The organism is Alloacidobacterium sp. (assembly GCF_035631355.1).
GTDB lineage: Bacteria > Acidobacteriota > Terriglobia > Terriglobales > Acidobacteriaceae > Alloacidobacterium.
Window position 1 is genome coordinate 1 of record NZ_DASQIX010000096.1, and the last position, 21940, is coordinate 21940.

Genomic DNA, 21940 nt, shown 5'->3' on the forward strand with positions numbered 1-21940 from the left:
GGGCTGAGGTTTCTCTCTATGGCGTCTACGGTTTGGAAAGGTTATGTCTCGTTCGGGCTGATTTCAGTGCCCATCCGCCTGTTTGTCGCGGCACGCGAGGAGCATGTCAGCTTCAACCAAATCCACAAGGAATGCGGGCACAGGGTAAAGCAGCAGCTCTACTGCCCCTACGACGAGCGCGTGGTCGAGCGCAGCGAAATAGCCAAGGGGTATCAAGTTGATAAAGACACCTATGTGCTCGTGTCCGAAGACGAACTGAAGACTCTGGAAGCCGAATCTTCGGAATCGATGGAGATTCAGCAGTTCGTCAAGCTGGGCGATGTTGACCCCATCTATTACCAGACCTCGTACTACACCGTTCCCGAGGACCCGGGCCGCCGCGCCTATGCCCTGATTCAGCAGGGAATGCAGCAGCTAAAACTGGGCGCAATCGCCAAAATCACGCTGCACCAGCGCGAGCAGATTGTGATGATCCGCCCTTATGACCAGGGACTGGTGCTGCATACGCTTTACTATCCCGCTGAAGTCCGCGAGATTGCTGAATATGGGCACGATGGCGAGGACCTGAAGCTGCAGAAGGCGGAAGTCGATCTCGCCGAGCAGTTCATGAAGCAGTTGACGGGAAAGTTCAATCTGGATCAATACAAAGACGAATATCAGGCGCGGGTAGAAGCTCTGGTCGAGCAGAAGGAAGCCGGCATGGCGCCGAAGTCAGAAAAGCATCCCAAGAAGCGGCTGGCCCCTGTCATCAACCTTATGGACGCTCTGAAGAAAAGTATGGAGCAGCAGGAAGAAGCTGGCGGCAAGAAGGCCCCGCAGCGCGAGACGGCGGTGAAGATGGGCGGGCGGAAAAAGAAGGCCAGTTAGCAGTTCTTTATAACTTGCAGACGAATCAAGCCGCAGGTCCGCTTTCGGCTTCGCTCAGGATAGGCTTTCCGCTTCTCCATTGCTATCAATGACTTCGATCAGGATGACAATCCCATCGAGACTACTTCTTTTCCGGGATCGGGCCGCCAAAACGAAAGGCCGGACCAATAGAAAGCCGGGTAGTCCAACGCGCGTCCTTGAGCAGGTCGTTGAAGAGGTGGTTGTAGACCTCGTCAACCTGTACGCGCAGGGCCAGGTGCTTCGATGCGTTCCAGTCCATGCCGCCGCCGAAGCCGTAGAAGCTGGCCCAACTTATTTTTGTTCCGGATGGAGCGAGTCCCTGGACAATGAGCGCCGCAATGGGGTCGGCAGGGTGCAGGCGGGCGACCTCGCGAATGGCGCCGAGGTCAGGGCGCACGAAGAAAGTTACCGGAACGAAGTGCCGGATAGTCAACTCCGGTCCGGCGGCAAAGGTTTGCGTGCTTGCGCCGGTAGGCACAGAAAGCTGATAGCCGGGTGGGAGGAGGCCCGCAAGGGCCAGGTCATTGAGCGCAGTCTGGACCTGGAGCTGGCCCGACAAGGTGAGCAGATTTGGCGTAAGCGAGTTGTGCCCGGTTACGTTCGAGTAGTCGAATCCGAGAGCCATCGAGTGGGTCAGGTTGTATCCCGCCTGGAAATGAAAACCATGCTCATCGAGGTTAAGGTCGGGCGTTGTGAAGTAGGCGAAGCCGCCGTAAGCATCAAAGCGTTCGATGTCGGAATTTCTTTGCTGGGCTGAAGAGGTAAACGCCATCAGGGCAAGTGCGGTGAAAGCAAGTGAGGGGAAGAACAGTTTTCTGAGCATTCGGGTCTCCTTGACGGAAGAACCTTCACCAAAACACCGAAGCTTAACCACGGAAGAGGAGGGTTGGCAAGTCAGTACAGAGATCCGGTTATCGTTGCATTATTCGCATAAGGTGAAAATAGCGGGTGGCGTGGGCCACGTCACGCAGGATTTGTGTCTTGAGCGTTTCTGGGGAGGGAAAACGTTTCTCTTCGCGGATGCGCTTGAGGAAAGTGAGTTCGAGGGGCGTGCTCTCAGTTAGAGGCATGGGGCGGAAATCCAGGAGATGGGATTCGACGGCGAACGAGTCCGCACCAAAGGTCGGACGATTGCCCACGTTGGTTGCTGCATTGAAGACCCGAGCGTCGGACCCTTCGCCAATTTTCATCCGGGTGATATAGACGCCGTTGGCAGGCAGCAATTCCTGGTAGGGTGCGAGGTTGATGGTGGGTACGGTCTGCTCAGAGCCAATGCCGCGTCCGCGCGCCGGTGTCGAGAGGATGGAGAATGGGCGGCCAAGCAGGACGCGGGCGGCGGTAACGTCTCCTGCAGCAATGCGCTGGCGTATCTGGCTGCTGGAAACCGACAGTCCGCGCACAGATCGCGCGTGGTGCGCGACCACGCCAAAGCCTAGCTTTTCGCCCAGTTGAATGAGTTCGCGAATTCCGGCCCGGGCTTGGTAGCCGAATCGGAAGCTGTCTCCTTCGTGAACTTCAACAGCGTGAAGGCCATCGCGCAGGATGTCGCGCGCGAAGGACTCGGCCGGGGTGTGGGAAAACTCTTCGGTAAAGGGCAGGACGACGGTTGCGTCGAGACCTGTTTCCGCCAGGAGCCGCAGGCGCTCGGGCATGGTGGTGATCAGGAGCGGCGCAACTTCAGGGCGCAGAATGCGGACGGGATGCGGGTCAAACGTGACGGCGATGCACTTTGCTCCGAGCGAACGGGCGCGGTTGCGGGCGTTCTCGATGATCCAGCGATGACCGCAGTGAACGCCATCGAAGTTACCGATGGCAATGACAGTTGGGCCATAGCTGGCGGGTATCTGGTCGAGCGCGCGGAAGATTTGCATGGCTATAGCTCGAAGGCGATGCGCAGGCCGTCATAGGCGAGGCGGATGTGTGGCGGCAGTTCTCTTTCGGTATCGGCGTGGTGGAGATCGTGCGACATGTGGGTAAACCAGACGCGGCGCGGCTTCAGGACTCCAATCCACTTTATGGCCTCGTCGATATTGGCGTGGCTGGGATGCGATTTCTTGCGCAGTGCATCGATGATGACGACGTCGAGATTTTCGAGCAGAGGCAGGCTGGCATCGGGAATCGCATTCATGTCCGTGAGATAGGCGGCTCTGCCGAAGCGGAAGCCGGCTACTTCCTGTTCACCGTGAATTAAAGGCACACGCTGAAAGCTGGCCCCATGAATGGCGACAGACTCGTGGCCTTCGATACGGTGCATTTTGACGCGAGCGCGCGTGGGGTATTTGGATTCGGTGGAGAAGGTGTAGTCGAAGACCTTTTCGATGGTGCGCGCGCTGGCTTCGTCGGCGTAGAGCGGCATGTGTCCGTTGGGGTGGTGGAAGGTGAGTGGGCGCAGGTCATCGAGGCCGAGGATGTGGTCGGCGTGGGCGTGCGTGTAGAGGACCGCGTCGATGCTGCGGACCTTCTCGCGCATGGCCTGCTCGCGAAAGTCAGGACCGGTGTCGATGAGGATGCAGTGGCCGTCCCACTGAATGGCGGCAGATGCGCGTGTGCGGCGGTCGCGCGGATCAGGCGACGTGCAGACGCGGCATTCGCATCCGAGCGTGGGAACGCCCATGGAGGTTCCGCTTCCGAGGATGGTGAGAGTGGCTTGCATTTGGTCTTAGTTGAGAGTTGCGGTCTCCCATCCTTTGGCAAACTACGCGAAAGGATGGGGCACCCTTTGTTACAGGTTGTGAAAACAGATCCTTCCGCTTCACTCCGTTCAGCGTCAGGATGACAGCAATTCGAATAGAGCAGTCACTTCTTCTTTGGCGGCGGTTGTTGGGCCGATTTCGCGATGGCATTGGTGATTTCGACGAACATCATGCGCAGGTCGAAGAGGGCATTTTGTAACAACTGCTGTTCTTTATCGGTCAGATTGCCCTTCGTCTTTTCCTGTAGAACCGCGAGCATGTCGATGCTCTGGCGCGCGCCTACGATGTCAATGCGCGGCTGCTGTCCCTGCTCTGTGCCCGCGCCCATGGCCATAATGGCGGAGAGATAGATGGACTGGATGACGTGCTCGAAGGTCACTTCCTGCGTGGCAGTGGTGCCGGGATCGGCCTGTCGCAGCATGTTGTCAATCTCGCTCGAAGACTGCTGATAGGCGGCATGCTGATCGGCAGACTCCTTTGCTGACGGCCCTGCCGGCTCTTCCGCAGGTTGTGCAGGTTGTGCCGGTTCAGCGGGTTTCACTGTTTCCGGTTTAGGGAAGTTGATGACGCGCGCCGATGAGTCGGAGCGCTCGGCCGTGGATTCCTGCTCGGCTGCGTCGGCTGTTTCGTCGCGTCGATCCCCTTCCTCAGTGAACTTGCGGCGGTCGGTGACGGTAAATGCTGGTGGTTTCTCTTCCATGGGTCCTTTTCTCTTCAGGGAAGTGCGGGAGGGGCGTCGAGCGGCACGGCCTGTCCTCCCGGGTATGTGATGACGGCTTTGCGCTCCAGCGCTTCAATGCGAACCATGCCTATCGCAAAAGTCCGCGGCAGGCCGGGGAGCGCATAGTGCGCGGCGCTGGTGAGTCCGCCGATGGCTTTGTCGTCGCCTTCAGCGCGAAGCTCGGCTCCGGGCGCGGGCAATGGGCCGTTCAGCTCGAACTGGTGCAGAGTACGATGGACGGTGGCGCGTGAGCGGATGCGCTCGACAATTTCCTGCCCGAGATAGCAGCCCTTGTTGAAGTTGAGCGCGCGGGTCAGGTTGGTCTCCTGCGGCAGATAACGGTCGCCCATATCAACACCGTAAAGCGGCGTGGCTTCGAGGATGCGAAGAGATTCGAGCGCGGCGAAGCCTGCCAGGGTTGCGCCGACTTCGGTGAGGATGCGCCAGACCTCGGCAATATCTTTCGCGTCAAGCCAAATCTCGAATCGAGGAACGAGCACGCTGTAGGCGTTAACGATGGTAATCGGGATGCCTTGCAGTTCAGCGGTGACAAAGCCCATCGTTTCCGGGATGGGCAGATTGAGGGATTCCAGGATCCCCGGAGCTTGAGGGCCGGCCAAACCGAGAGTCGTGGTTTCTGCGTCTAACTCAAGTAGCTCAACGTCGTCCATGATGATGAAATGGTCGAGGTGGGCGAGGAGACGCGGCGCTTGAGCACGGTCGGTTTCAAAGAGAATGTGGTCAGCGGCCCTGTAGACATATCCGTCGCCCTGTATTCGACCCTGCGCGTTCAAAATCAGGGTATAGTTGCCGTAACCTTGAGGAAGCGCCTGCACGGTGTTGGTGACCATGCCATTGAGCCAGCGGACGCGGTCTTCTCCGGTAATGCGAATGCGCGTGAGATATCCGAGATCGTAGACGGCGGCGGAATGCAGCAGTGCGGCCAACTCGGACTCGGTTTCAGTGAAGACACGAGGTGAGATCCGTCCGAGATGCATCTGAAGGTCGAGAGCGGAGATGAGCGTGGCCAACGGCGTGAGTCCGGCTTCGTCAATTTGCGGCGTTTCGTTCATAAGAAGATTATAGCGTTGGATGTGAGGCCGGGTTGGAGATGGGAAGGACGCCAGAAATGAAGACGGCAAAGAACTTAGCTCTGGTAATGGCGGTACTGGTGGGAATGTGCGCGGCCCAGGCCCCGACCAGCGCGACCGTTCCAAAAGCCACGCCGCAGGACATGCATATCACCCCGGCGCAGGCCAAAGAGCTGTTTAATTCTGTCGGCGTGATCCTGAAATTTGCCTCCAATGACACGAAGCTGCCGATTAAGCATGAAGTGAAGCGTAAGCTGACGACGCGCGAGGCGGTGCAGAAGTATCTTGTCGAAAAAATGAATGATGACAAGGACGCAAAGCGCATGGAGCGCTCGGAGATTGTGCTGAAGAAGTTCGGTCTGCTGGACCGGGACTTTCAACTGCGTCCGTTTTTGTTGCAGCTGCTCACGGAACAGATTGAGGCGTATTACGACAGCAAAACAAAGACAGTGAACCTGCTGGACTGGGCGACTCCGGACACGCAGAAGCCGGTGCTGGCGCATGAGCTGACGCACGCGTTGCAGGACCAGCATGTTGATCTGGATAAATGGGAAGACGATACCAGCGATGACATTTCGCGAAATGTAAAGGAAGACAACCAGCACATCAGCACGGACGAGTCTGACACAGCGCGCGAGGCCGTGCTGGAAGGCCAGGCCATGGCTGTCTATCTGGATTACGCGCTCGCGCCTTCCGGCAAGAGCCTGCTGACAGCTCCGGACATTGTGGACAACGTAGCGGATGCGAGCGACACATCGGATTCGCCGGTGCTGGCGCGCGCGCCGCTGGTGCTAAAGGAATCGATACTGTTTCCTTATCAGGACGGGCTGAAGTTTGAGCAGACAGTGCTGAAGGACGAAGGGCAGGCTGGCGCGTTTGCCGGAGTGCTGGACCGTCCGCCAAATTCAAGTTACGAAATTATGAACCCGCGTGCCTATTTGCACCGGCGCAAGGTGCCTGTTTTGCAGATGCCGGACGTGCATCCGCTGCTGGATGCAAATTATGAGCCTTACGATATTGGCGTGATGGGGCAGCTGGATGTCCGTATGTTGACAGAGCTCTTCGGCGGCCAAGAGCTGTCGTCGGCGCTAACTCCGGCATGGGATGGCGGGATCTACTATGCGGTGCAAAGCAAGAAGGCGAAGACGGAGGCGGAGAAAAATTCGACCGCATCAGTGGCGCTCTTTTATCTGTCGCAATGGAAATCACCGCAGGCCGCCCAGGCCTTTACTCGGATGTATGCCGATGAGTTAGGAAAGAAGTATTCCAACGTAATGCGGGACACGAATGACGAGGCCGACAGGACCGAGCAGATCTACAACACGAGTGAAGGGCCGGTGGTGCTGACCACGAATGGCCGGATGGTTTTTGCGAGCGAGAGCTTCGACTTGACGACCGCGCGTAAGCTGGCCTTTCTGGTGATGGGCGCGCAGGCGAATGACGAAGCCGACGAGGCGGCGAAACTTAAGTCTTATCCGTTGCATTCGCACCACAATCTTGAGTTAAATGCCAGTTTGGTGCACTTTTTTGCCACCTGCGGCCTGATGCGGGCTGGCGTGCCGCATTGAATCGATGGCCTTAATCAAGGGGGGTTGACACCGCTGCTATAGTCAAATTGAAAGCTTGAAAAGGCATGGCCTCGGTCATGCCTTTTGTCGTCTATGTAAATGATTGAAAATAAAGGATCTCCGTACAGAATTATGACTGTAAGTTGCACAAAATAAAGGATCCTCGTACAAAATGGGGGAAGGGGTAACGTGATCTCCAGAGAGCTGCATTTATACTGACCTTTCGCACTATTTTCAATCATTTATCCGGCGGAGTTCAGTTTGCAGCAAGCAGAAATCGGAATCATCGGGGGCAGCGGGCTTTACTCCATGCCCGGCCTGACCAACACACGCGAGGAGCGCGTATCGACGCCATTTGGCGAGCCAAGCGACGCATTTATTTTGGGCGATCTTGAAGGACGCAAGGTGGTCTTTTTGGCCCGGCATGGGCGCGGTCACAAGCTGCTGCCCACAGAGCTGAATTTTCGCGCGAATATCTATGGGATGAAAAAGCTGGGGGTGGAGCGGATTGTTTCCGTTTCCGCAGTCGGATCGCTAAAGGAAGAGCACAAGCCTACCGACCTCGTCGTTCCCGACCAGTTCATTGACCGGACCTTTCACCGCGAGTCCACTTTTTTCGGTAATGGCATTGTCGGGCATGTCGCCTTTGGCGATCCGGTATGTGCGACGGTCGCGAAGGCGATTGCTGATGCGTGCGTCGCGTCTGATGTGGTTGGTAAGACCGGCGGAACGTATGTCTGCATGGAAGGGCCGCAGTTCTCGACCCGTGCCGAGTCGAACCTGTATCGCAGCTGGAGCGCGGACGTGATCGGCATGACCAATCTGCAGGAAGCTAAACTGGCGCGCGAGGCGGAAATTTGCTATGCGACCATGGCCATGGTGACCGACTACGACTGCTGGCACGAAGGCCACGATGCCGTAACGGTGGACCAGATTGTGGCGGTGTTGAATAAGAACGCCGCCAATGCAGCGAAGGTGGTACGCGCGGCGGTTGCCGCCATGCCCAAAGAACGCACCTGCGCGTGCGGTTCGGCGCTGCAATATGCGATTCTGACAAATCCGGCGGCAATTCCGGCTGAGACGCGTGAGCGGCTCGATCTGCTCATAGGCAAATATCTCAACAAATAAAGACAGGAACAACGATGGCGATTCTGGTAGTGGGAAGTGTTGCGTTCGACAGTATTGAGACTCCTTCAGGTCACGCGGAGCGCTGCCTGGGCGGGGCGGCGACGTATTTTTCTCTGGCCGCGAGTTATTTCACCGATGTGCGCGTGATTGCGGTAGTCGGCGAGGACTTTACCGCTGCTGAAGAAGATGTACTGAAGCGGCGCGGCGTGGACACGCGAGGGATTGAGCATGTGTCCGGCAAGAGCTTCTTCTGGCGCGGGTCCTACATGAAGAACCTGAATGAAGCGCAGACACAGGAAACGCAGTTGAATGTGTTTCAGACGTTTTCGCCAAAGGTCCCCACAGAGTACACCGACTCGGAATTTCTTTTTCTGGCAAACATCGATCCGGTGCTGCAGGAAAATGTCCGCAAGCAGATGCCGCGCGTGCGGATGGTTTGCGGCGATACGATGAACTATTGGATCAACGATCATCGCGAGAACCTGGAGAAGGTGCTGACGGGGCTGGATGGACTGCTGATCAACGATGGCGAAGCCAAGCTGCTGGCGAAGGACGCCAATCTGGTGCGCGCAGCGGAGAAAATTTTGGCGTCGGGCCCTAAGAGCCTCATTGTGAAACACGGCGAGTACGGCGCTACGGCGTTCTTTGGCAATCGGCTGTTTCTGGACGAGGGGAAACATATTGCTCTGCCATTCCGCGCGCCGGCGCTGCCATTGAGCGAAGTGGTCGATCCGACCGGCGCGGGCGACTCCTTTGCCGGAGGGTTCTTTGGCTATTTGGCATCGCAGAAGGAAGTCACTCCGGCTGCATTCAAGCGCGCGATGTTTTATGGCGGTGTCATGGGATCGTTTGCAGTGGAGCGCTTCGGTACCGAGCGGCTGCAGGCATTGACGCGCGAGGAAATTGATCAACGCTTCGCGCTGTTCCGCGAGTTGTCGCATCTTGACTGAACCGGAAAACTCAACACCGTCGCTTCGGCAGGAGACATGGCTGGTGGCCTGTGTGGCCCTCGCGTTGTCACTGCTTGCGCTCGCATACTGCCTACCGCGTGGTATGTTGCTGCTGTATGGCGACGCGGTTGCTCATCTGGCGATAGCGCGGCGCATTTTTGATTCGTTGAATCCGGGTTTCCGGCAGCTTGGCTCCGTCTGGCTGCCGCTGTCGCACCTGCTGCTGCTGCCGTTCGTGCAGAAGATGTCATGGTGGCAATCCGGGCTGGCAGGGGCGTGGCCTTCGATGGCCTGTTATGTGTTGGGATGCATTGGCATCTACCGGCTCGCGAGGATGTGGCTGCATCCTGCGGCTGCGATCATCGCCGCGATGATCTATGCGCTGAACCCTGGCCTTCTCTACATGCAAACAACCGCGATGACTGAGCCGCTCTTTCTTGCCGAGATGATCTGGAGCGCACTGCTGATCGCGGAGCATGGGCGCGCGCTGAAAGCCGATGAGCAGAGAAGGGCTTCGCGCCTTCTGGTTGCGGCGGGGCTGGTACTGGTGTGCGCGGTGTTTACGCGATATGACGGATGGATCTATGCCGCATTTGCATGGCTGGTGGTGGCGTGGGAAATGCGGCGGCATCTGCGCGAGCACGTAGGCGGGGCTTTTGCACTGTTCACTGTGTTATTGCTTGCCGCTCCATTGTTGTGGCTGGCTTACAACGCGAAGCAATTTGGCGACCCGCTGGATTTTATGCGCGGTCCCTATTCCGCCAGGGCGATTGATATTCGGACCACAAGGCCGGGATCGCCTCATTATCCGGGCTGGCACAGTATGCGTGTGGCATCGCTTTATTTTCTGAAGACGGCGGAAATGGGAGCCGCTCCTCTTCGCTGGGGAGATCTGCTGCTATGGCTTTCGGTTGTAGGGACTGCAATTGCCGTGTGGCGAGAGCGCCGAAAGCAGATTGCCGCTGCCCTGCTGTTGTGGATACCGCTGCCGTTTTACGCCTATTCCATTGCCTATGGGTCGGTGCCGATCTTCATTCCACTGTGGTGGCCGCACTCCTGGTATAACGTGCGCTATGGCATGGAGATGATTCCGGTTTTTGCGCTGTTTCTGGCGTTCTTTGTCGCTCAATGCACTGAACTCACAGCGAAGCTATGGCCACGATCGGATAGTGGGGTTGTTCTGCTTGCGGCGGTATTAATTGTTGCGGACAGCATTGCGCTGATGCGGGCACGTCCGCTGGTGCTGCAGGAAGCTGTTAACAATTCGCGTACACGGATTCCCTTTGAGCAGTCATTGGCCGAGGCGCTGGACGCGCTGCCGCGGCAGGGCATGATTCTGATGTATACGTCGGAGCATCCGGGCGCATTGCAGCGGGCGGGAATTCCTCTGAAGCGCACGATCAATGAGGGCGACTACTACCAGTGGCCTGGAGCGCTGCAGCATCCGGCGCAGTCGGCGGCCATTGTGGTGACGACCGAGGGCGATGCGGTAGCGCGCGCTGTGGCGGCGCATCCCGAAGGGCTGACACTGGTTGACGTAATTTGTTCCACCGGTCAACCCTGTGCACGTATTTATCTGGCAAAGTGATAGCATCACGCTCAAACAGCGATGACACCGATGCTCTTTATCTTCGACGAACCCGGCCACATGCTGAGCTTCAATGGCCTGGAGGAAGCCGTGCTCACTGGCGGCGCGGCAGGACGCCTGCTGCTGGCGGCATTTCTCGGCGGCATGATCGGCATTGACCGCGAGTATCACCATAAGCCATCGGGTGTGCGAACGAATCTGCTGATATGTTTCGGCGCCGCTCTCTTCACATTTCTTTCCGCTGTGGTTGCCGGGCAAGGAAGCACCAACAAAGGCCAGATCGCTTCGAATATCGTGCAGGGCATTGGATTTCTCGGCGCGGGGCTGATCATACGCAATCACGATCGCGTAAGCGGGCTGACCAGCGCGGCGACGGTATGGGCAGTAGCTTCGATTGGAATGGCGTGTGGCGCGGGGCTTTACATTCCCGCTGTGTTTGCTGCTTTGCTGGTGCTGGTTGCGCTTGAGGGGGTGGGCGTTCTGGAGCGCTATGCAAACCTCAAAATATATTCCGTGATTTATGAAGTGCGCGGCGGCGACTCGGAGAAGATGTCGCTGTCTATTCTGAATGCGATGGACCGCGCGAAGCATCGATTGGTTTCACTGGAACAACAAAGCATCGGTGCATTGAGCCGTCTGTGTTTTTCTCTATCAACTTCGCGTAGTGGCCATGACAAGCTGCTGAAGGCCTTGAACGCAGCCCCCGCTATTGATGAAGTACTGACTTTCCGCGACCCGGAGGATGATTGATTCGCTTTGTAAAGGCTCACGCCTGCGGCAACGATTTTCTGATTGTGAATGCAGCAGAAGTAAATCCCAAGCAGCAGCGTGAGGTTGCTGTAAAGTTGTGTGCCCGAAATACCGGGGTTGGTGCAGACGGCGTCGAATATCTGGAATGGACGGGCGAGCGTTCGGGCAGGATTCGTCTCTTTAATGCCGACGGCTCGGTCGCTGAAATTTCCGGCAATGGCACGCGATGCGTGGCCGCATGGATGGCGCACGAGAAGAAACTTGGTTCCGGCGACAATGTCGTTTTGGAAACTGATGCAGGTCCACGTAAGTGCCGCATCGTGGAAGCAAGCGGAGACCGCTTTCAGGTTGCCTCGCAGATGGGCGTGCCGCGATTTGATTTGCGTGCAGTGAGGCTTATTGATGACGTGATTGAGGGGGTTGCTGTTTCAACAGGCAACCCTCATTTCGTGATTTTTGTGGAGGATGGCTCATTTACACTGCACGGACGCAAGTGGCAGGAGATTGGCCGCGAGATATGCTTCCATCCTGATTTTCCCGAGCAGACAAATGTCGAATTTGTGCGTGTGGTAGATACAAATTCCATCGAGATCCGCATTTTCGAGCGAGGCGTTGGACCGACGACTTCATCAGGAACGGGGACTTGCGCGAGCGCTGTTGCGACGATCTCCCATCGTAGCGGTGCCGAACATTTGCTGGTGCGCGCGCCGGGCGGCGAGCAACAAGTAGTATGGCATGGGGGTGAAAGCGAGATTCTGCTTACCGGGCCTGCAGAGTTTATTGCCACGGGCGAGGCTTTTGGATGCTGAAGCCGCCAGCGGTTGCGCCGGATGCGCGGGTTGCAGTGATTGCTCCGGCTAGTTCGTCAAAACCGGAGCGGTTGGCTCGCGGCATCGAGGCGCTTCGCGCGCGCGGTTATGACGCAGAGTTCGGTAAGTATGCGCAGGGCCGGCAGTCGCCTTATTTTTCAGGGACGGCGATGCAGCGGCTGGCTGATCTTCATGCCGCTTTTGCCGATCCGCAGGTGCAGGCCATATTTTGCACGCGTGGCGGTTACGGATCGAATTATTTGCTGGAAGATATTGATCTTGATCTGATTCGCGACAATCCAAAGCCGCTGTTCGGGTACAGCGACATGACGGCGCTGCAGACCTGGTTTCTCGATCAGCTTGGGTTGGTTTCCTTTCACGGGCCGATGGTGGCTGCCGACTTTGCCGTAGACGACGGTGTCCACGACGTGAGCTTTGATGCAGCGCTCGATGGCGAAGCAGTTGCGGTTGGGACTCCAGAGGGATTGCGAATTCTGAGACCGGGGCATGCGCAGGGTGTGATGTATGGCGGGTGTCTAAGCATTCTGACTGCGTCGCTGGGAACACGCTTTGCGCCGCAGACAGAAGGCAAACTGCTGTTTCTGGAAGATGTGGGTGCGAAGCCCTATCAGATGGACCGGATGCTGCGGCAGATGATGCTTGGTGGAAAGTTTGATGGCGTGTCCGGATTCATTTTTGGCGAGATGCTGGAGTGCGTTTCGCCGGGAACTGGGCCAGAGTTGTTGGAGCAGGTTATTTTGCGCGTGCTGGACTGGTTTGACGGGCCTATTGCGATTGGGTTGCAGTCGGGGCATGTGTCGCGAAGCAATGTGACGTTGCCGTTTGGGATTGAGGCGGAACTGATTCTGGAGTATGAGCCGGTGCTGCGTTATCTGGAGCCGGCGGTGCAGGTCGATTGAGGATGCAGAAACATATTCATTTGATCGGAATTTGCGGGACGGCGATGGCGTCGCTGGCTGGACTTTTGCAATTAAAAGGGCATCGTGTGACTGGCTCGGACCAGGCGGCTTATCCGCCGATGTCTGATTTATTGCGCAAGTTGAAAATTCCTGTTGCGCAGCCGTTTTCCGCGGAGAATCTAACGCCGCATCCTGATCTGGTGATCGTGGGCAATGCGATGTCGCGCGGCAATGTGGAGCTTGAATATGTGCTTGATCAGCGCATCCCGTTTACCTCGCTGGCGGAGCTGATTCATGCAGAATTCCTGACCGGGCGCGAATCACTTGTGATTGCCGGGACGCATGGGAAGACAACGACGACGAGTATGCTGGCTTGGATTTATGAAGTAGCCTCGCGCAAGCACCGAGAACTTGCGCCGTCATTTCTGATTGGTGGCGTGGCGGAGAATTTCAAGACGAGCTTTCAGCTTCGCGAGACGAGGCCGTTCATTTTGGAAGGCGACGAGTATGACACCGCCTTCTTCGACAAAGGCCCGAAGTTCATGCACTACTTTCCGGATGCGTTGATTCTGACGCATGTGGAGTTCGACCATGCCGATATCTACCGCGATCTGGATCAGGTGAAGACCGCATTCAAGCGTCTGGTGAACCTAGTTCCGCAACGCGGGCGCGTCGTTGCGTTTGATGGATCTGCGAATGTTTCGGAATGCGTGAGTAAAGCATTCTGTGCCGTTGAGCGTTACGGATTCGCTCCAGAATCCGACTGGCACATTGATGATTTGCGATTTCGTGATGGGCGCAGCATATGGAAAATTCTCCGCAAGGGGGATTCTTGGGCTGAGTTGGAGCTTCCGATGGCGGGTGAGCACAATGCGCTGAACGCCACGGCTGCCGCGGCGCTTGCGGCAGGACAGGGAGTGGAAGATGCGGCAATCGCAGAAGCTCTGGCAACGTTTGAGAGCGTGAAGCGCAGGCTTGAGGTGCGTGCGGTTGTAGATGGCGTAACCATCATTGACGATTTCGCGCATCATCCGACGGCGATTCGTGAAACGCTGAAGGCGCTTCGCGGCGCTTATCCCGGTGCGCGCCTGTGGGCCGTTCTTGAACCGCGCTCGAACACGCTGCGACGGAATGTTTTTGAGCGCGAATTGATTGATAGCCTCTCGCTTGCCGACTGGATCGTGCTGGCGGGAGTCTATAAGCTGGAGAGCATTCCCGAGAGCGAGCGGTTGCAGCCCGAGGCGCTTGTAGAGGGTCTGAAGCAAGCGGGTAAAGATGCGGCTCTTCTTCCCAATGCCGATGCGATTGTTGAAGCCATTGCGCCGGAACTAGGCGCAGGCGATGTGGTGGCGATCCTTTCCAATGGCGGCTTTGACGGTATTTATGAAAAGTTGCCGCAGCGACTGGAGCAAAGGGCTCTGGTGCGCTCGTAAGCCATGTTTTCGACAACCGTCATTGTTTTTTTCTATCTGGTCATGGGCTTCCCAGCAGCTTTGATTGGCGTTCCTTGGACACTGCTGCGCCGCGATATTTCCTTTCTTTACAAATGGGCCATGTGGATTGCGAACACTGGCGTGAAAGTTGGCGGGATTCGCATTGATGTATGCGGCCGTGAACAGCTTGATCCTCAGCAGCGCTATATTTTCATGTCAAATCACGTTTCCAATCTTGATCCGCCGGTGCTGCTGCCACTGCTTCCGGGGCGGACTTCGATTTTCCTGAAACGGTCGCTGATGAAGATCCCGGTACTCGGTTATGCGATGCAATTGGGGGATTTCATTCCTGTCGACCGCGATGGCCGCGTGGAGAGCGCGAAACAAAGCGTCGAGCAGGCGCGGCGAATGATGGAATCCGGGCTGCACATTACGTCGTTTGTGGAGGGTACGCGCTCGCGCGACGGGAAATTGCTGCCGTTCAAGAAAGGGCCGTTCTATCTGGCGATGGAAACGAACAACCCCGTAGTTCCGATCTCAATCTGGGGCACGGAAAACATGATGCAGAAGGGCAGTATACGCATCACGCCGGGTACTGCGCATGTCGTTTTTCACGCTCCACTATGGCCGCGCGATTATGCGACGCGCGAAGACTTGATGGCCGCAGTGCGACAATCTATTGCGTCGAGTCTGCCGGAATGGATGCGCGGCAACGATCCCAATGAATAGAGTGCTGATTACTATTTCAGAATTGCGTTGTAGCCGTCGGCGAGAAGCTTTGAGCGCATAGCGGCTGCGTCGTCGCGTGAGGCGAAGGGGCCAACCTGAACGTGCAACAACTTGTCCTGCGACTCATTGCGTACCACGACGTTGTATCCACGCTGACGGAGGGCAGTGGCCAGCGCGTTCGCGTCTTCGGGACGTGTTACGGCGGCGATCTGCACCATCACTGATCCGCCTCTTGAGGCCATTGGAGTTGCGTTCATCGTCGATGGCGGTACTGAAGCGGGTAAAGCCGCAACCGGCTTTGCTGCTGGGGCCGGAGTGAGCGCCGTTGGCTTCACCGCAGGAGCCGATGTTTGGCTCGGAGCGTTGTCAGGTGTCGAGTCCTCGTCGAGGGACTCCGTGATGGCATTTGGGTCGGGCGTGCTGCTATTGGCAGGCTGCAGGCTCTCCATTGCTGAGGGCTTGGGCGTATGCGATGTGGCCAGCGCCGAGGTTGAATCAGATGCGCTGGTGGGAGGCACGTTGGCGCTCGGCGCTTCGCCACGACGCCCGGTGGAATAGCCAAAGCCGAAAAAGACACCACATACGAGCACCAATCCGAAAAAGATGCCGAGCAGTGTCGTAGCGCTTAGGGTTATTTCTGAATCGTTTTCGACTAAGTGTTCTGTTGCGGTCTTCATTGCGGTTCCTCAGGCTTTGGCGCAGAGGCTGCGGGGGGGGCGAGCTTCTGCAGGAGCGAGAGCAGTTCCATTGGCAGCGGGAAAATCACAGTAGTGTTCTTCTCGGTGCCTATGTCTGTGAGTGTCTGTAGATATTTTAACTGTAAAGTGATCGGCTGTTCTGCAAGAAGATTTGCGGCATCCACAAGGCGCTGGGCGGCGCTGAATTCGCCCTCGGCATTGATGATTTTTGAGCGCTTTTCGCGCTCGGCCTCAGCCTGTTTGGCCATGGCGCGCAGCATCTGATCCGGAAGATCAACCTGCTTTACTTCGACGCTTACGACCTTCACGCCCCATGGCTCCGTGCGCTGGTCAATGATGGCCTGGATGCGCTGGTTGAGCACGTCGCGATGCGAGAGCAGACCATCGAGCTCTACTTCGCCGAGCACGGAGCGCAAAGTGGTTTGCGCGAACTGTGAAGTCTGGTAGACGTAATTGGCGACTTCAATGACTGCCTTAGCCGGGTCGAGCACGCGTAGTGTGATGACGGCGTTGACCTTGATGGTGACGTTGTCGCGAGTGATGACGTCCTGCGGCGGCACCTCGAGGACTTCCTGCCGCAGAGAGACGCGGACGATTTGATCAAAGGGGCGGAAGACGAGGATGATGCCGGGACCTTTGGGTTGAGGCAGAGCGCGGCCAAGGCGGAAAATGACTCCGCGTTCGTATTCGCGCAGGATCTTAATGGAGTTCAGCAGATAAAGAACAATGACTGCAATAACTATCAGGCCCGGAATTCCCATATATACGCCTCACTGAGGTGCGATTGTACCGCATCGGTATTGCGGAAAGCCTGCTTAAACGATGGTTGGATGGCCGTCGGGAATCCGCTCTACCAACAGAGTAAGCTCCCGTACGGCGCGCACGCGCACTCGTTCTCCAGGTGAAACAGGCGCAGGAGATTCGGCGAACCACAACTCACCGTGCACCATAACCTGGCCGCGCGGATCGAGAGGCTGCTGGGCAATTGCGATGGAGCCGACTAGGGCTTGCGGGCCAGTGAGGACTTTGTTTCGTCGTGCGCGGAAGGCGATACGAACAAGGAAAGTGGTAATCGCGCCGAAGGCAATGCCTGTTCCCACAGCAGTTGCGATGCTCACGCGTAGTTCAGGGATAGGGCCTGCGACCAGCGTGAGCGTGCCGAAGACGAGGCAGACAACACCTGCACCGGCAAGGATTCCGTGTGCGCCGAATTTCGCTTCGAGAAGCATGAGCACCAGCGCCGCGATCAGCAACATCATCGATGTATAGCGGACGGGGAGCAGATTAAGCGCGAAGAGCGCGAGCAGGACCAGAAGCGTTCCCAGCGCGCCGGGAATAATGGTGCCGGGTGAATTGAATTCGAGATAGATGAGCAGGCCGCCGACGACAAGAATGAGCACGGCGAGGTTCGGATCCATGAGCCGGTCGAGGATGTTTTCGCGCAGTGTCGTATCTACGGGAACGATGTGTGCGTTGCGAGTGTGCAGCGTTACGGTTGAGCCATCGAAGCGCGTTACAGTGCGGCCATCAATGGCGTCCAGTAGCGCGGTATTACTGGGCGCAATCACGTCGATGAGTTTCAGCTTCTGGGCTTCACTCTCGGTGTAGGACTTGGAGTTGAGTACGGCGTCCTGAGCAGCGTCAGTATTGCGGTTGCGGCGGGCCACATACGAGCGGAGAAATGCGGTCGCGTCGTTCTCGATCTTCTGCTTCATGACCGCATCGGCTGTTCCGCCCATGAGGACGGGGTGAGCAGCTCCGGCGTTTGTTCCGGGAGCCATTGCCGCAATGTCAGCCGATTCGAGGATAAAGAAGCCTGCCGAGCCAGCACGGCTACCCGAAGGCGCAACGTAGACGATTACCGGTGATGGCGAGGCGAGAATGTCGTGCACGATGTCACGGGTGGAATCGAGCAGGCCGCCAGGCGTGTTGAGTTCGATGAGCACAGCATCGGCATGGGTGTCAGCGGCGCGCCGGATGCCTCGGCTAATGTACTGCTCGCTGATGGGTTGGATCGTATCGTACAGACGCAGGAGAACAACGTGCGACGTCTGTGTATCCGACGCCCGCAGCGGGCAGCTTGGAAGCAATGCCGCGACGCAGGCAAGAAAGAGCATCACGCTGCGCCGTAAGCTGGTCATGGGACTTGCCGTCCTCGCTGCGCGATCGCCTGCTTCATCCCGAGCGCGTTGGCATTCGCAGGTTCAATCTGGAGTGCCTGGCTCACTTCACCGGCTGCGGAGCTTAGCTGGTTCGCCTGCAAGTCCATTCGGGCCAGTACAAGATGCGCGGTCACATTGGGCTGTAACTGGAGGGACTTCTGCGCCTCCTGCCGGGCCGCATCAAGGTCATTGCTCCGTTCGCGCACCTGGGCAAGGCCGGCGTGGGCGGCAGCGGAGGATGGGTCGGCGGCGAGTGCCGCCTGGAATTCACGTTCAGCTTCGAGAATCAGGCCGCGGTTGAAGAACTGCGTGCCTTCTTTGGTGAGAGCCGCCGCGCGCTGGCCCGCTGGAAGCGCACTGAGCCGCGCAGTCTGCAGCTCTTCCATCTCAAAGGCGGCCTGCCGGAAGCTGGCTTCATTGTAACTGCGCTTGATGCGTTCCAACGGGCCCTTGTCGGCATTGTCCTGGGCATTCTGGACGGTGCTTAGAGACGCATTCATCTTAGCGGCAGAAGCGGGATTTTGCTGTTCGTTGTGCAAGGTTGCGGCCAGGTTTGCGGCTTCCGTATCACGCGGCCGCAACTTTACGGCCTGATCGATTTCGCGGACTGCTCCGGCGATATCGCCTCGGCGGCGAAGCGCTAGGGAGAGATTGAAGTGATAATCGGCGTCATTCGGATCGGCGGTAACAGCTTGCTGGAAGAGCGCTCCCGCATCTTTGCCGCGCCGGGCGGCAGAGACTCCCTGATTGTTGACAACTTCAGGGAGCGGCAGACGTGTTGAGTCGAAAGCGAAGGCGTCTTCGGCTTCCATATATTTGCCGGTGTAGAAAAACGACAATCCACGGTAGAAGTCGGCTTCGAGGGCGTTAGGGTCGTCTTTCGAAAGATGGCCGAGCGTAGATGCGGCAAGATCAAAATTCTGCTGGGCGAAGTAGGCTTTGCCCAAGGCAAGCCATGCCGGATTGAACTGCGGGCTGAGACGGACAGCTTCGCGAAGATGCCGAATGCGTTCATCCATGGAGCTTTCCGTCAATCCGCGAACGTACTGTTCAAACGCGTCGAGATGGAGGTCAGGATCGGCGGCGATGAATGTCTGTTCAGCGACCGCGTATGCCGGGTCAAGTTGCCGCGTTACCTGCCACGCAAGGCTGTTCAGCGTATCCAGCAGGTGGGTCGATTCAGACTGATTGTTAATCTGCGCACCAAGCTTAAGACCGGTAACATCGAGTACCTGCGCAGTTGTATTGAGCGTAGCGCCTGTCGTGGTGTAAGTGCCAAAGACGACATAATCGGCGTCAAGCATCTGGGCCAGGCGGATTGCGCCGGCGCGCGACGGCTGGAAATTGTCCGGTAATCCGAGGTGGTCATATGCATACATGAGATCGGTGCGGCTGATCGGCAGGAAGCCCGCTGAAGCGAGCCGTCGGTTGAATATCTCCGGGAATGCCTGGCCGATCCAGTTGAGGCTAGGCTGTCCCGTGTGGTTTTCAAATGGGAGCACGAGGAGCAGTCGTCCATGCGCGACAGACTGAGTGGTGGCCGAGGCTGGAGCGGCGGGCCGAGATTGCGAGGTGATCGGCTGCTGCGCGAATACTAGTACAGCGGCGAGCAGCGGGCCGCAAACGATGGAGCGTATTGGGGTCAGAAGGCGCACTTCAAGGCTGATTATAGTGAAGCGGCAGCAGGCCGTCCTGTGTTTGCATGGCCAGCTGCGGATGATCAAAGTGGAGCACCGCCGCCCATTGTCCCTGGCGTGCGGCCCTCCATACAACCTTGCCGCCAAGCAGGTGAGCTATGATCTCCGGCGGAAGGTCACGGTGGAAATCGAAAAAGCGCGCATCGAGGGTCTCGTTACGGCGGCCGAGGTTGAAGGGCAGGTGTGGAGGGTCGTATTTCGTCGAGAAGATCAGTCCGACCGTATACGGATCGGAGAGTTGCGCCGCTTTTTCAATTTGCAGCAGCGAAAAGTTGTCGATGCTTGCAATCTGCATCGACGCTTTGACGTAGCCGAGTTCCGGCTTGCTTAACTCGTCGGTTGCCGGCCATGCGCTCAGGACAGTCGCATCAGGATAGTGGGCTTCTATCTGGCGAATAGCGGCCTCGTGCAGCAGAATTACATCGCGATAGGCCAGGTTGTCTTCCGGCGCAAAACGGTAAGGTGGATTGACGAAGAGTCCGGCGACAAAGGCAACGGCACTCAAAGCAATAAGCCAGTGCCACTGCCGCAGTCTCCGATAGAAGGTATTGACACACACCAGCAGCACCAGGGGATAAAGCGGCAGAAGATAGCGAGTGAGCAGCGCTCCACCCAGGACAGAGAAAAAAAGCAGGTTCGCCAGAATAATGACGTAAAACAGTAACTGGTTGTTGATGGAGATGCGCTTTCTGCCATCCACCGGCGGAAGCATCATGCAGGCGAGCATCGAGAGTACTGGCACGAACATGTTCATGTGCACGGCGATGTGCATGACGCGATGGGCAAAAGCCAGCAGGACGCGCAACGGGGTGAGCGTGGCGGTGGCGTTGTAGCGCAGATACTCGGGGTTGCCGAAGACGAAGCCGGTTCGATGCCAGTGATAGATGTACCAGCAGGCGAGCGGCAGAACTGGTAACAGCAGAGTTCCGGCCTTTGCCAAACGCGAGTGCCGGAAAACTTCGCTGGCCGGCTTCCATCTTCTAGGCGCGAAGGCCAGCCAAGCCTGCCATACTGCCAGAGCAATTGGTGTGACGATGGCCGTCTCCTTGGAGAGCGCTGCGAGCGAAAAGCATAGGGCGGTAAGACACAGCCTTTCTTCAAGAAAAAAAACGATGGCCCATAACGTTGCGGCGGCGGCAAACATGTCCGCATGTGCGAGCGAGCTTTGCGCAAACCAGACTGGATAGATTGCCGTCAGCACAGCAGTGGCAATCGCGACTCTTGGCTTTTGCGTGGTGGCGATGGCCAGTTGATATACGGCAAGCAGCGCCAGCGAAGACAACACGCACATGGCGAGACGCGTGACCCACGGCGCAAAAGCGAGCAGCTTCCACCATAGAGCGAGATAAATCGACGGTAGAGGCGGGTGCGCGTTCGAGAGCGTCGAATAGGGAATCAACGATCCGGTGCGGAAAAAGTCATACGCAGCCGGGATGTAGTATCCGGCTTCATCCCAGTAATACGGCAGCCGAAGCAGGGGCAGGTGTGCCGCCAGGACTGCCGCGAAGACCGCCAAAAAAATAAGCCAGAGCCGAGGCAGGTTTTCTGGATGAGATGCGTGGCTGCGCGGCAAGTTCTAGTGGACCGGTCCTTGCGGAATGGGCAGCGGATGATGAGGTTCGAGCGCGATTGGCCCAAAAGCCTGCTCGTACTGCGAGATGTTCTGGCCGAGGATGTTCCAGAGGGCCTTTGCCTGCTGCGGGCTAAGATAGATGCCCTGTGAGTTTTCGATGGTCACCGCGTCCGGCGAATCCTGATGCACGATACCGAAGGCGAGAAAGAAATCCCACACGCTGACGCGCACCTGCACGCTGTTCGCATAATTTTCGCGGTAATCAGAGGATTGAGCGAGGTTGATTTTGGGCTGGGGCTGCTGCGAGGAATTCATGATGCTTTCAGAGTATCGCGTTCCGGGGAGGGATGAGAGATGGTGCGAAAGGGGGGACTTGAACCCCCACGGGGATTACCCGCCAGATCCTAAGCCTGGTGCGTCTGCCAATTCCGCCACTTTCGCATCTGACATCAATAACTTACAACTCGTAAACGGTACTTTCGATCGAAGGTTTAACTAGTCATTTTATACGTAAACGCCACTCGCAGGATAACAATCTGACG

Annotated in this window: 21 protein-coding genes and 1 tRNA gene; 10 read left to right on the forward strand and 12 right to left on the reverse strand. The window is 57.4% G+C overall.

What is annotated here, in order from left to right:
• Nucleotides 1-867: Ku protein (locus VEV40_RS16810; RefSeq protein ID WP_324833990.1), on the forward strand; the 867-nt coding region annotated here is incomplete at its 5' end.
• A 121-nt stretch (nt 868-988) separates the two neighbouring features.
• Here the strand turns inward: VEV40_RS16810 and VEV40_RS16815 are convergent.
• The 5 genes from VEV40_RS16815 to VEV40_RS16835 all read right to left on the reverse strand — a co-directional run bounded on the left by VEV40_RS16815 (nt 989) and on the right by VEV40_RS16835 (nt 5375).
• Entirely contained in the window at nt 989-1711 is a 723-nt protein-coding gene (locus tag VEV40_RS16815; protein WP_324833991.1) for a hypothetical protein, read from the reverse strand.
• Between the two features lie 88 nt (nt 1712-1799).
• The gene (gene ribF, locus VEV40_RS16820) at nt 1800-2759 is read right to left on the reverse strand and encodes a riboflavin biosynthesis protein RibF (protein WP_324833993.1); all 960 of its coding nucleotides are present in this window, start codon (nt 2757-2759) and stop codon (nt 1800-1802) included.
• A gap of 2 nt (nt 2760-2761) precedes the next feature.
• Complete coding sequence (locus VEV40_RS16825) at nt 2762-3541, reverse strand: MBL fold metallo-hydrolase (RefSeq protein WP_324833994.1); 780 nt, start codon at nt 3539-3541, stop codon at nt 2762-2764.
• A gap of 143 nt (nt 3542-3684) precedes the next feature.
• Nucleotides 3685-4281 (reverse strand): DUF1844 domain-containing protein, encoded by a 597-nt coding sequence (locus VEV40_RS16830; protein WP_324833995.1) that lies wholly within the window; start codon nt 4279-4281, stop codon nt 3685-3687.
• A gap of 14 nt (nt 4282-4295) precedes the next feature.
• Complete coding sequence (locus VEV40_RS16835; protein WP_324833997.1) at nt 4296-5375, reverse strand: folate-binding protein; 1080 nt, start codon at nt 5373-5375, stop codon at nt 4296-4298.
• A gap of 56 nt (nt 5376-5431) precedes the next feature.
• Here VEV40_RS16835 and VEV40_RS16840 point away from each other — a divergent pair, with 56 nt between their 5' ends.
• The 9 genes from VEV40_RS16840 (at nt 5432) to VEV40_RS16880 (ending at nt 15268) form a co-directional block, all read left to right on the forward strand.
• A complete protein-coding gene (locus VEV40_RS16840) occupies nt 5432-6961 on the forward strand; it encodes a hypothetical protein (protein ID WP_324833998.1) in 1530 nt (509 codons plus the stop codon).
• 261 nt (nt 6962-7222) lie between these two features.
• Entirely contained in the window at nt 7223-8089 is an 867-nt protein-coding gene (locus VEV40_RS16845) for an S-methyl-5'-thioadenosine phosphorylase (protein WP_324833999.1), read from the forward strand.
• Between the two features lie 14 nt (nt 8090-8103).
• Complete coding sequence (locus VEV40_RS16850; protein WP_324834000.1) at nt 8104-9039, forward strand: PfkB family carbohydrate kinase; 936 nt, start codon at nt 8104-8106, stop codon at nt 9037-9039.
• A gap of 43 nt (nt 9040-9082) precedes the next feature.
• The gene (locus VEV40_RS16855) at nt 9083-10627 is read left to right on the forward strand and encodes a glycosyltransferase family 39 protein (protein WP_324834002.1); all 1545 of its coding nucleotides are present in this window, start codon (nt 9083-9085) and stop codon (nt 10625-10627) included.
• Nucleotides 10628-10648: 21 nt separating this feature from the next.
• Nucleotides 10649-11377 (forward strand): MgtC/SapB family protein, encoded by a 729-nt coding sequence (locus VEV40_RS16860; RefSeq protein ID WP_324834004.1) that lies wholly within the window; start codon nt 10649-10651, stop codon nt 11375-11377.
• Nucleotides 11374-12186: a diaminopimelate epimerase gene (gene dapF / locus VEV40_RS16865; protein ID WP_324834006.1), complete on the forward strand. Its 813-nt coding sequence runs from the start codon at nt 11374-11376 to the stop codon at nt 12184-12186. The genes VEV40_RS16860 and dapF overlap by 4 nt, the downstream gene beginning before the upstream one ends.
• Nucleotides 12180-13106 (forward strand): LD-carboxypeptidase, encoded by a 927-nt coding sequence (locus VEV40_RS16870; RefSeq protein ID WP_324834008.1) that lies wholly within the window; start codon nt 12180-12182, stop codon nt 13104-13106. Before dapF ends, VEV40_RS16870 begins: the two co-directional genes overlap by 7 nt.
• Before the next feature lie 2 nt (nt 13107-13108).
• Nucleotides 13109-14539 carry a UDP-N-acetylmuramate:L-alanyl-gamma-D-glutamyl-meso-diaminopimelate ligase gene (mpl, locus tag VEV40_RS16875; RefSeq protein WP_324834010.1) on the forward strand — a complete coding sequence of 477 codons (1431 nt, stop codon included), beginning with the start codon at nt 13109-13111 and terminating at the stop codon, nt 14537-14539.
• Nucleotides 14540-14542: 3 nt separating this feature from the next.
• Nucleotides 14543-15268 carry a lysophospholipid acyltransferase family protein gene (locus VEV40_RS16880; RefSeq protein ID WP_324834011.1) on the forward strand — a complete coding sequence of 242 codons (726 nt, stop codon included), beginning with the start codon at nt 14543-14545 and terminating at the stop codon, nt 15266-15268.
• A gap of 11 nt (nt 15269-15279) precedes the next feature.
• On the opposite strand, the gene VEV40_RS16885 is transcribed toward VEV40_RS16880, so the two are convergent.
• The 7 genes from VEV40_RS16885 to VEV40_RS16915 form a co-directional block, all read right to left on the reverse strand.
• Complete coding sequence (locus tag VEV40_RS16885; RefSeq protein ID WP_324834012.1) at nt 15280-15945, reverse strand: SPOR domain-containing protein; 666 nt, start codon at nt 15943-15945, stop codon at nt 15280-15282.
• Nucleotides 15942-16727: a slipin family protein gene (locus VEV40_RS16890; protein WP_324834014.1), complete on the reverse strand. Its 786-nt coding sequence runs from the start codon at nt 16725-16727 to the stop codon at nt 15942-15944. The genes VEV40_RS16885 and VEV40_RS16890 overlap by 4 nt, the downstream gene beginning before the upstream one ends.
• 54 nt (nt 16728-16781) lie before the next feature.
• Complete coding sequence (locus VEV40_RS16895; RefSeq protein ID WP_324834015.1) at nt 16782-18107, reverse strand: nodulation protein NfeD; 1326 nt, start codon at nt 18105-18107, stop codon at nt 16782-16784.
• A complete protein-coding gene (locus tag VEV40_RS16900) occupies nt 18104-19783 on the reverse strand; it encodes a tetratricopeptide repeat protein (RefSeq protein WP_324834017.1) in 1680 nt (559 codons plus the stop codon). The genes VEV40_RS16895 and VEV40_RS16900 overlap by 4 nt, the downstream gene beginning before the upstream one ends.
• A gap of 1 nt (nt 19784) precedes the next feature.
• Nucleotides 19785-21341: an ArnT family glycosyltransferase gene (locus VEV40_RS16905; RefSeq protein ID WP_324834018.1), complete on the reverse strand. Its 1557-nt coding sequence runs from the start codon at nt 21339-21341 to the stop codon at nt 19785-19787.
• Nucleotides 21342-21401: 60 nt separating this feature from the next.
• Entirely contained in the window at nt 21402-21713 is a 312-nt protein-coding gene (locus VEV40_RS16910) for a DUF3467 domain-containing protein (RefSeq protein ID WP_324834019.1), read from the reverse strand.
• A gap of 40 nt (nt 21714-21753) precedes the next feature.
• Nucleotides 21754-21839: transfer RNA gene (locus tag VEV40_RS16915), tRNA-Leu, on the reverse strand.
• Between the last annotated feature and the right edge of the window lie 101 nt (nt 21840-21940).

What these genes read in the sequence shown, in the direction of transcription:
- mpl (WP_324834010.1), top strand. Translation starts at nt 13,109, where the DNA reads ATGCAGAAACATATTCATTTGATCGGAATTTGCGGGACGGCGATGGCG.
- VEV40_RS16910 (WP_324834019.1), bottom strand. Translation starts at nt 21,713, where the DNA reads ATGAATTCCTCGCAGCAGCCCCAGCCCAAAATCAACCTCGCTCAATCC.
- VEV40_RS16825 (WP_324833994.1), bottom strand. Translation starts at nt 3,541, where the DNA reads ATGCAAGCCACTCTCACCATCCTCGGAAGCGGAACCTCCATGGGCGTT.
- VEV40_RS16880 (WP_324834011.1), top strand. Translation starts at nt 14,543, where the DNA reads ATGTTTTCGACAACCGTCATTGTTTTTTTCTATCTGGTCATGGGCTTC.
- VEV40_RS16850 (WP_324834000.1), top strand. Translation starts at nt 8,104, where the DNA reads ATGGCGATTCTGGTAGTGGGAAGTGTTGCGTTCGACAGTATTGAGACT.
- VEV40_RS16870 (WP_324834008.1), top strand. Translation starts at nt 12,180, where the DNA reads ATGCTGAAGCCGCCAGCGGTTGCGCCGGATGCGCGGGTTGCAGTGATT.
- VEV40_RS16840 (WP_324833998.1), top strand. Translation starts at nt 5,432, where the DNA reads ATGAAGACGGCAAAGAACTTAGCTCTGGTAATGGCGGTACTGGTGGGA.
- VEV40_RS16835 (WP_324833997.1), bottom strand. Translation starts at nt 5,375, where the DNA reads ATGAACGAAACGCCGCAAATTGACGAAGCCGGACTCACGCCGTTGGCC.
- VEV40_RS16890 (WP_324834014.1), bottom strand. Translation starts at nt 16,727, where the DNA reads ATGGGAATTCCGGGCCTGATAGTTATTGCAGTCATTGTTCTTTATCTG.
- VEV40_RS16830 (WP_324833995.1), bottom strand. Translation starts at nt 4,281, where the DNA reads ATGGAAGAGAAACCACCAGCATTTACCGTCACCGACCGCCGCAAGTTC.
- VEV40_RS16885 (WP_324834012.1), bottom strand. Translation starts at nt 15,945, where the DNA reads ATGAAGACCGCAACAGAACACTTAGTCGAAAACGATTCAGAAATAACC.
- VEV40_RS16860 (WP_324834004.1), top strand. Translation starts at nt 10,649, where the DNA reads ATGACACCGATGCTCTTTATCTTCGACGAACCCGGCCACATGCTGAGC.
- VEV40_RS16895 (WP_324834015.1), bottom strand. Translation starts at nt 18,107, where the DNA reads ATGACCAGCTTACGGCGCAGCGTGATGCTCTTTCTTGCCTGCGTCGCG.
- VEV40_RS16815 (WP_324833991.1), bottom strand. Translation starts at nt 1,711, where the DNA reads ATGCTCAGAAAACTGTTCTTCCCCTCACTTGCTTTCACCGCACTTGCC.
- ribF (WP_324833993.1), bottom strand. Translation starts at nt 2,759, where the DNA reads ATGCAAATCTTCCGCGCGCTCGACCAGATACCCGCCAGCTATGGCCCA.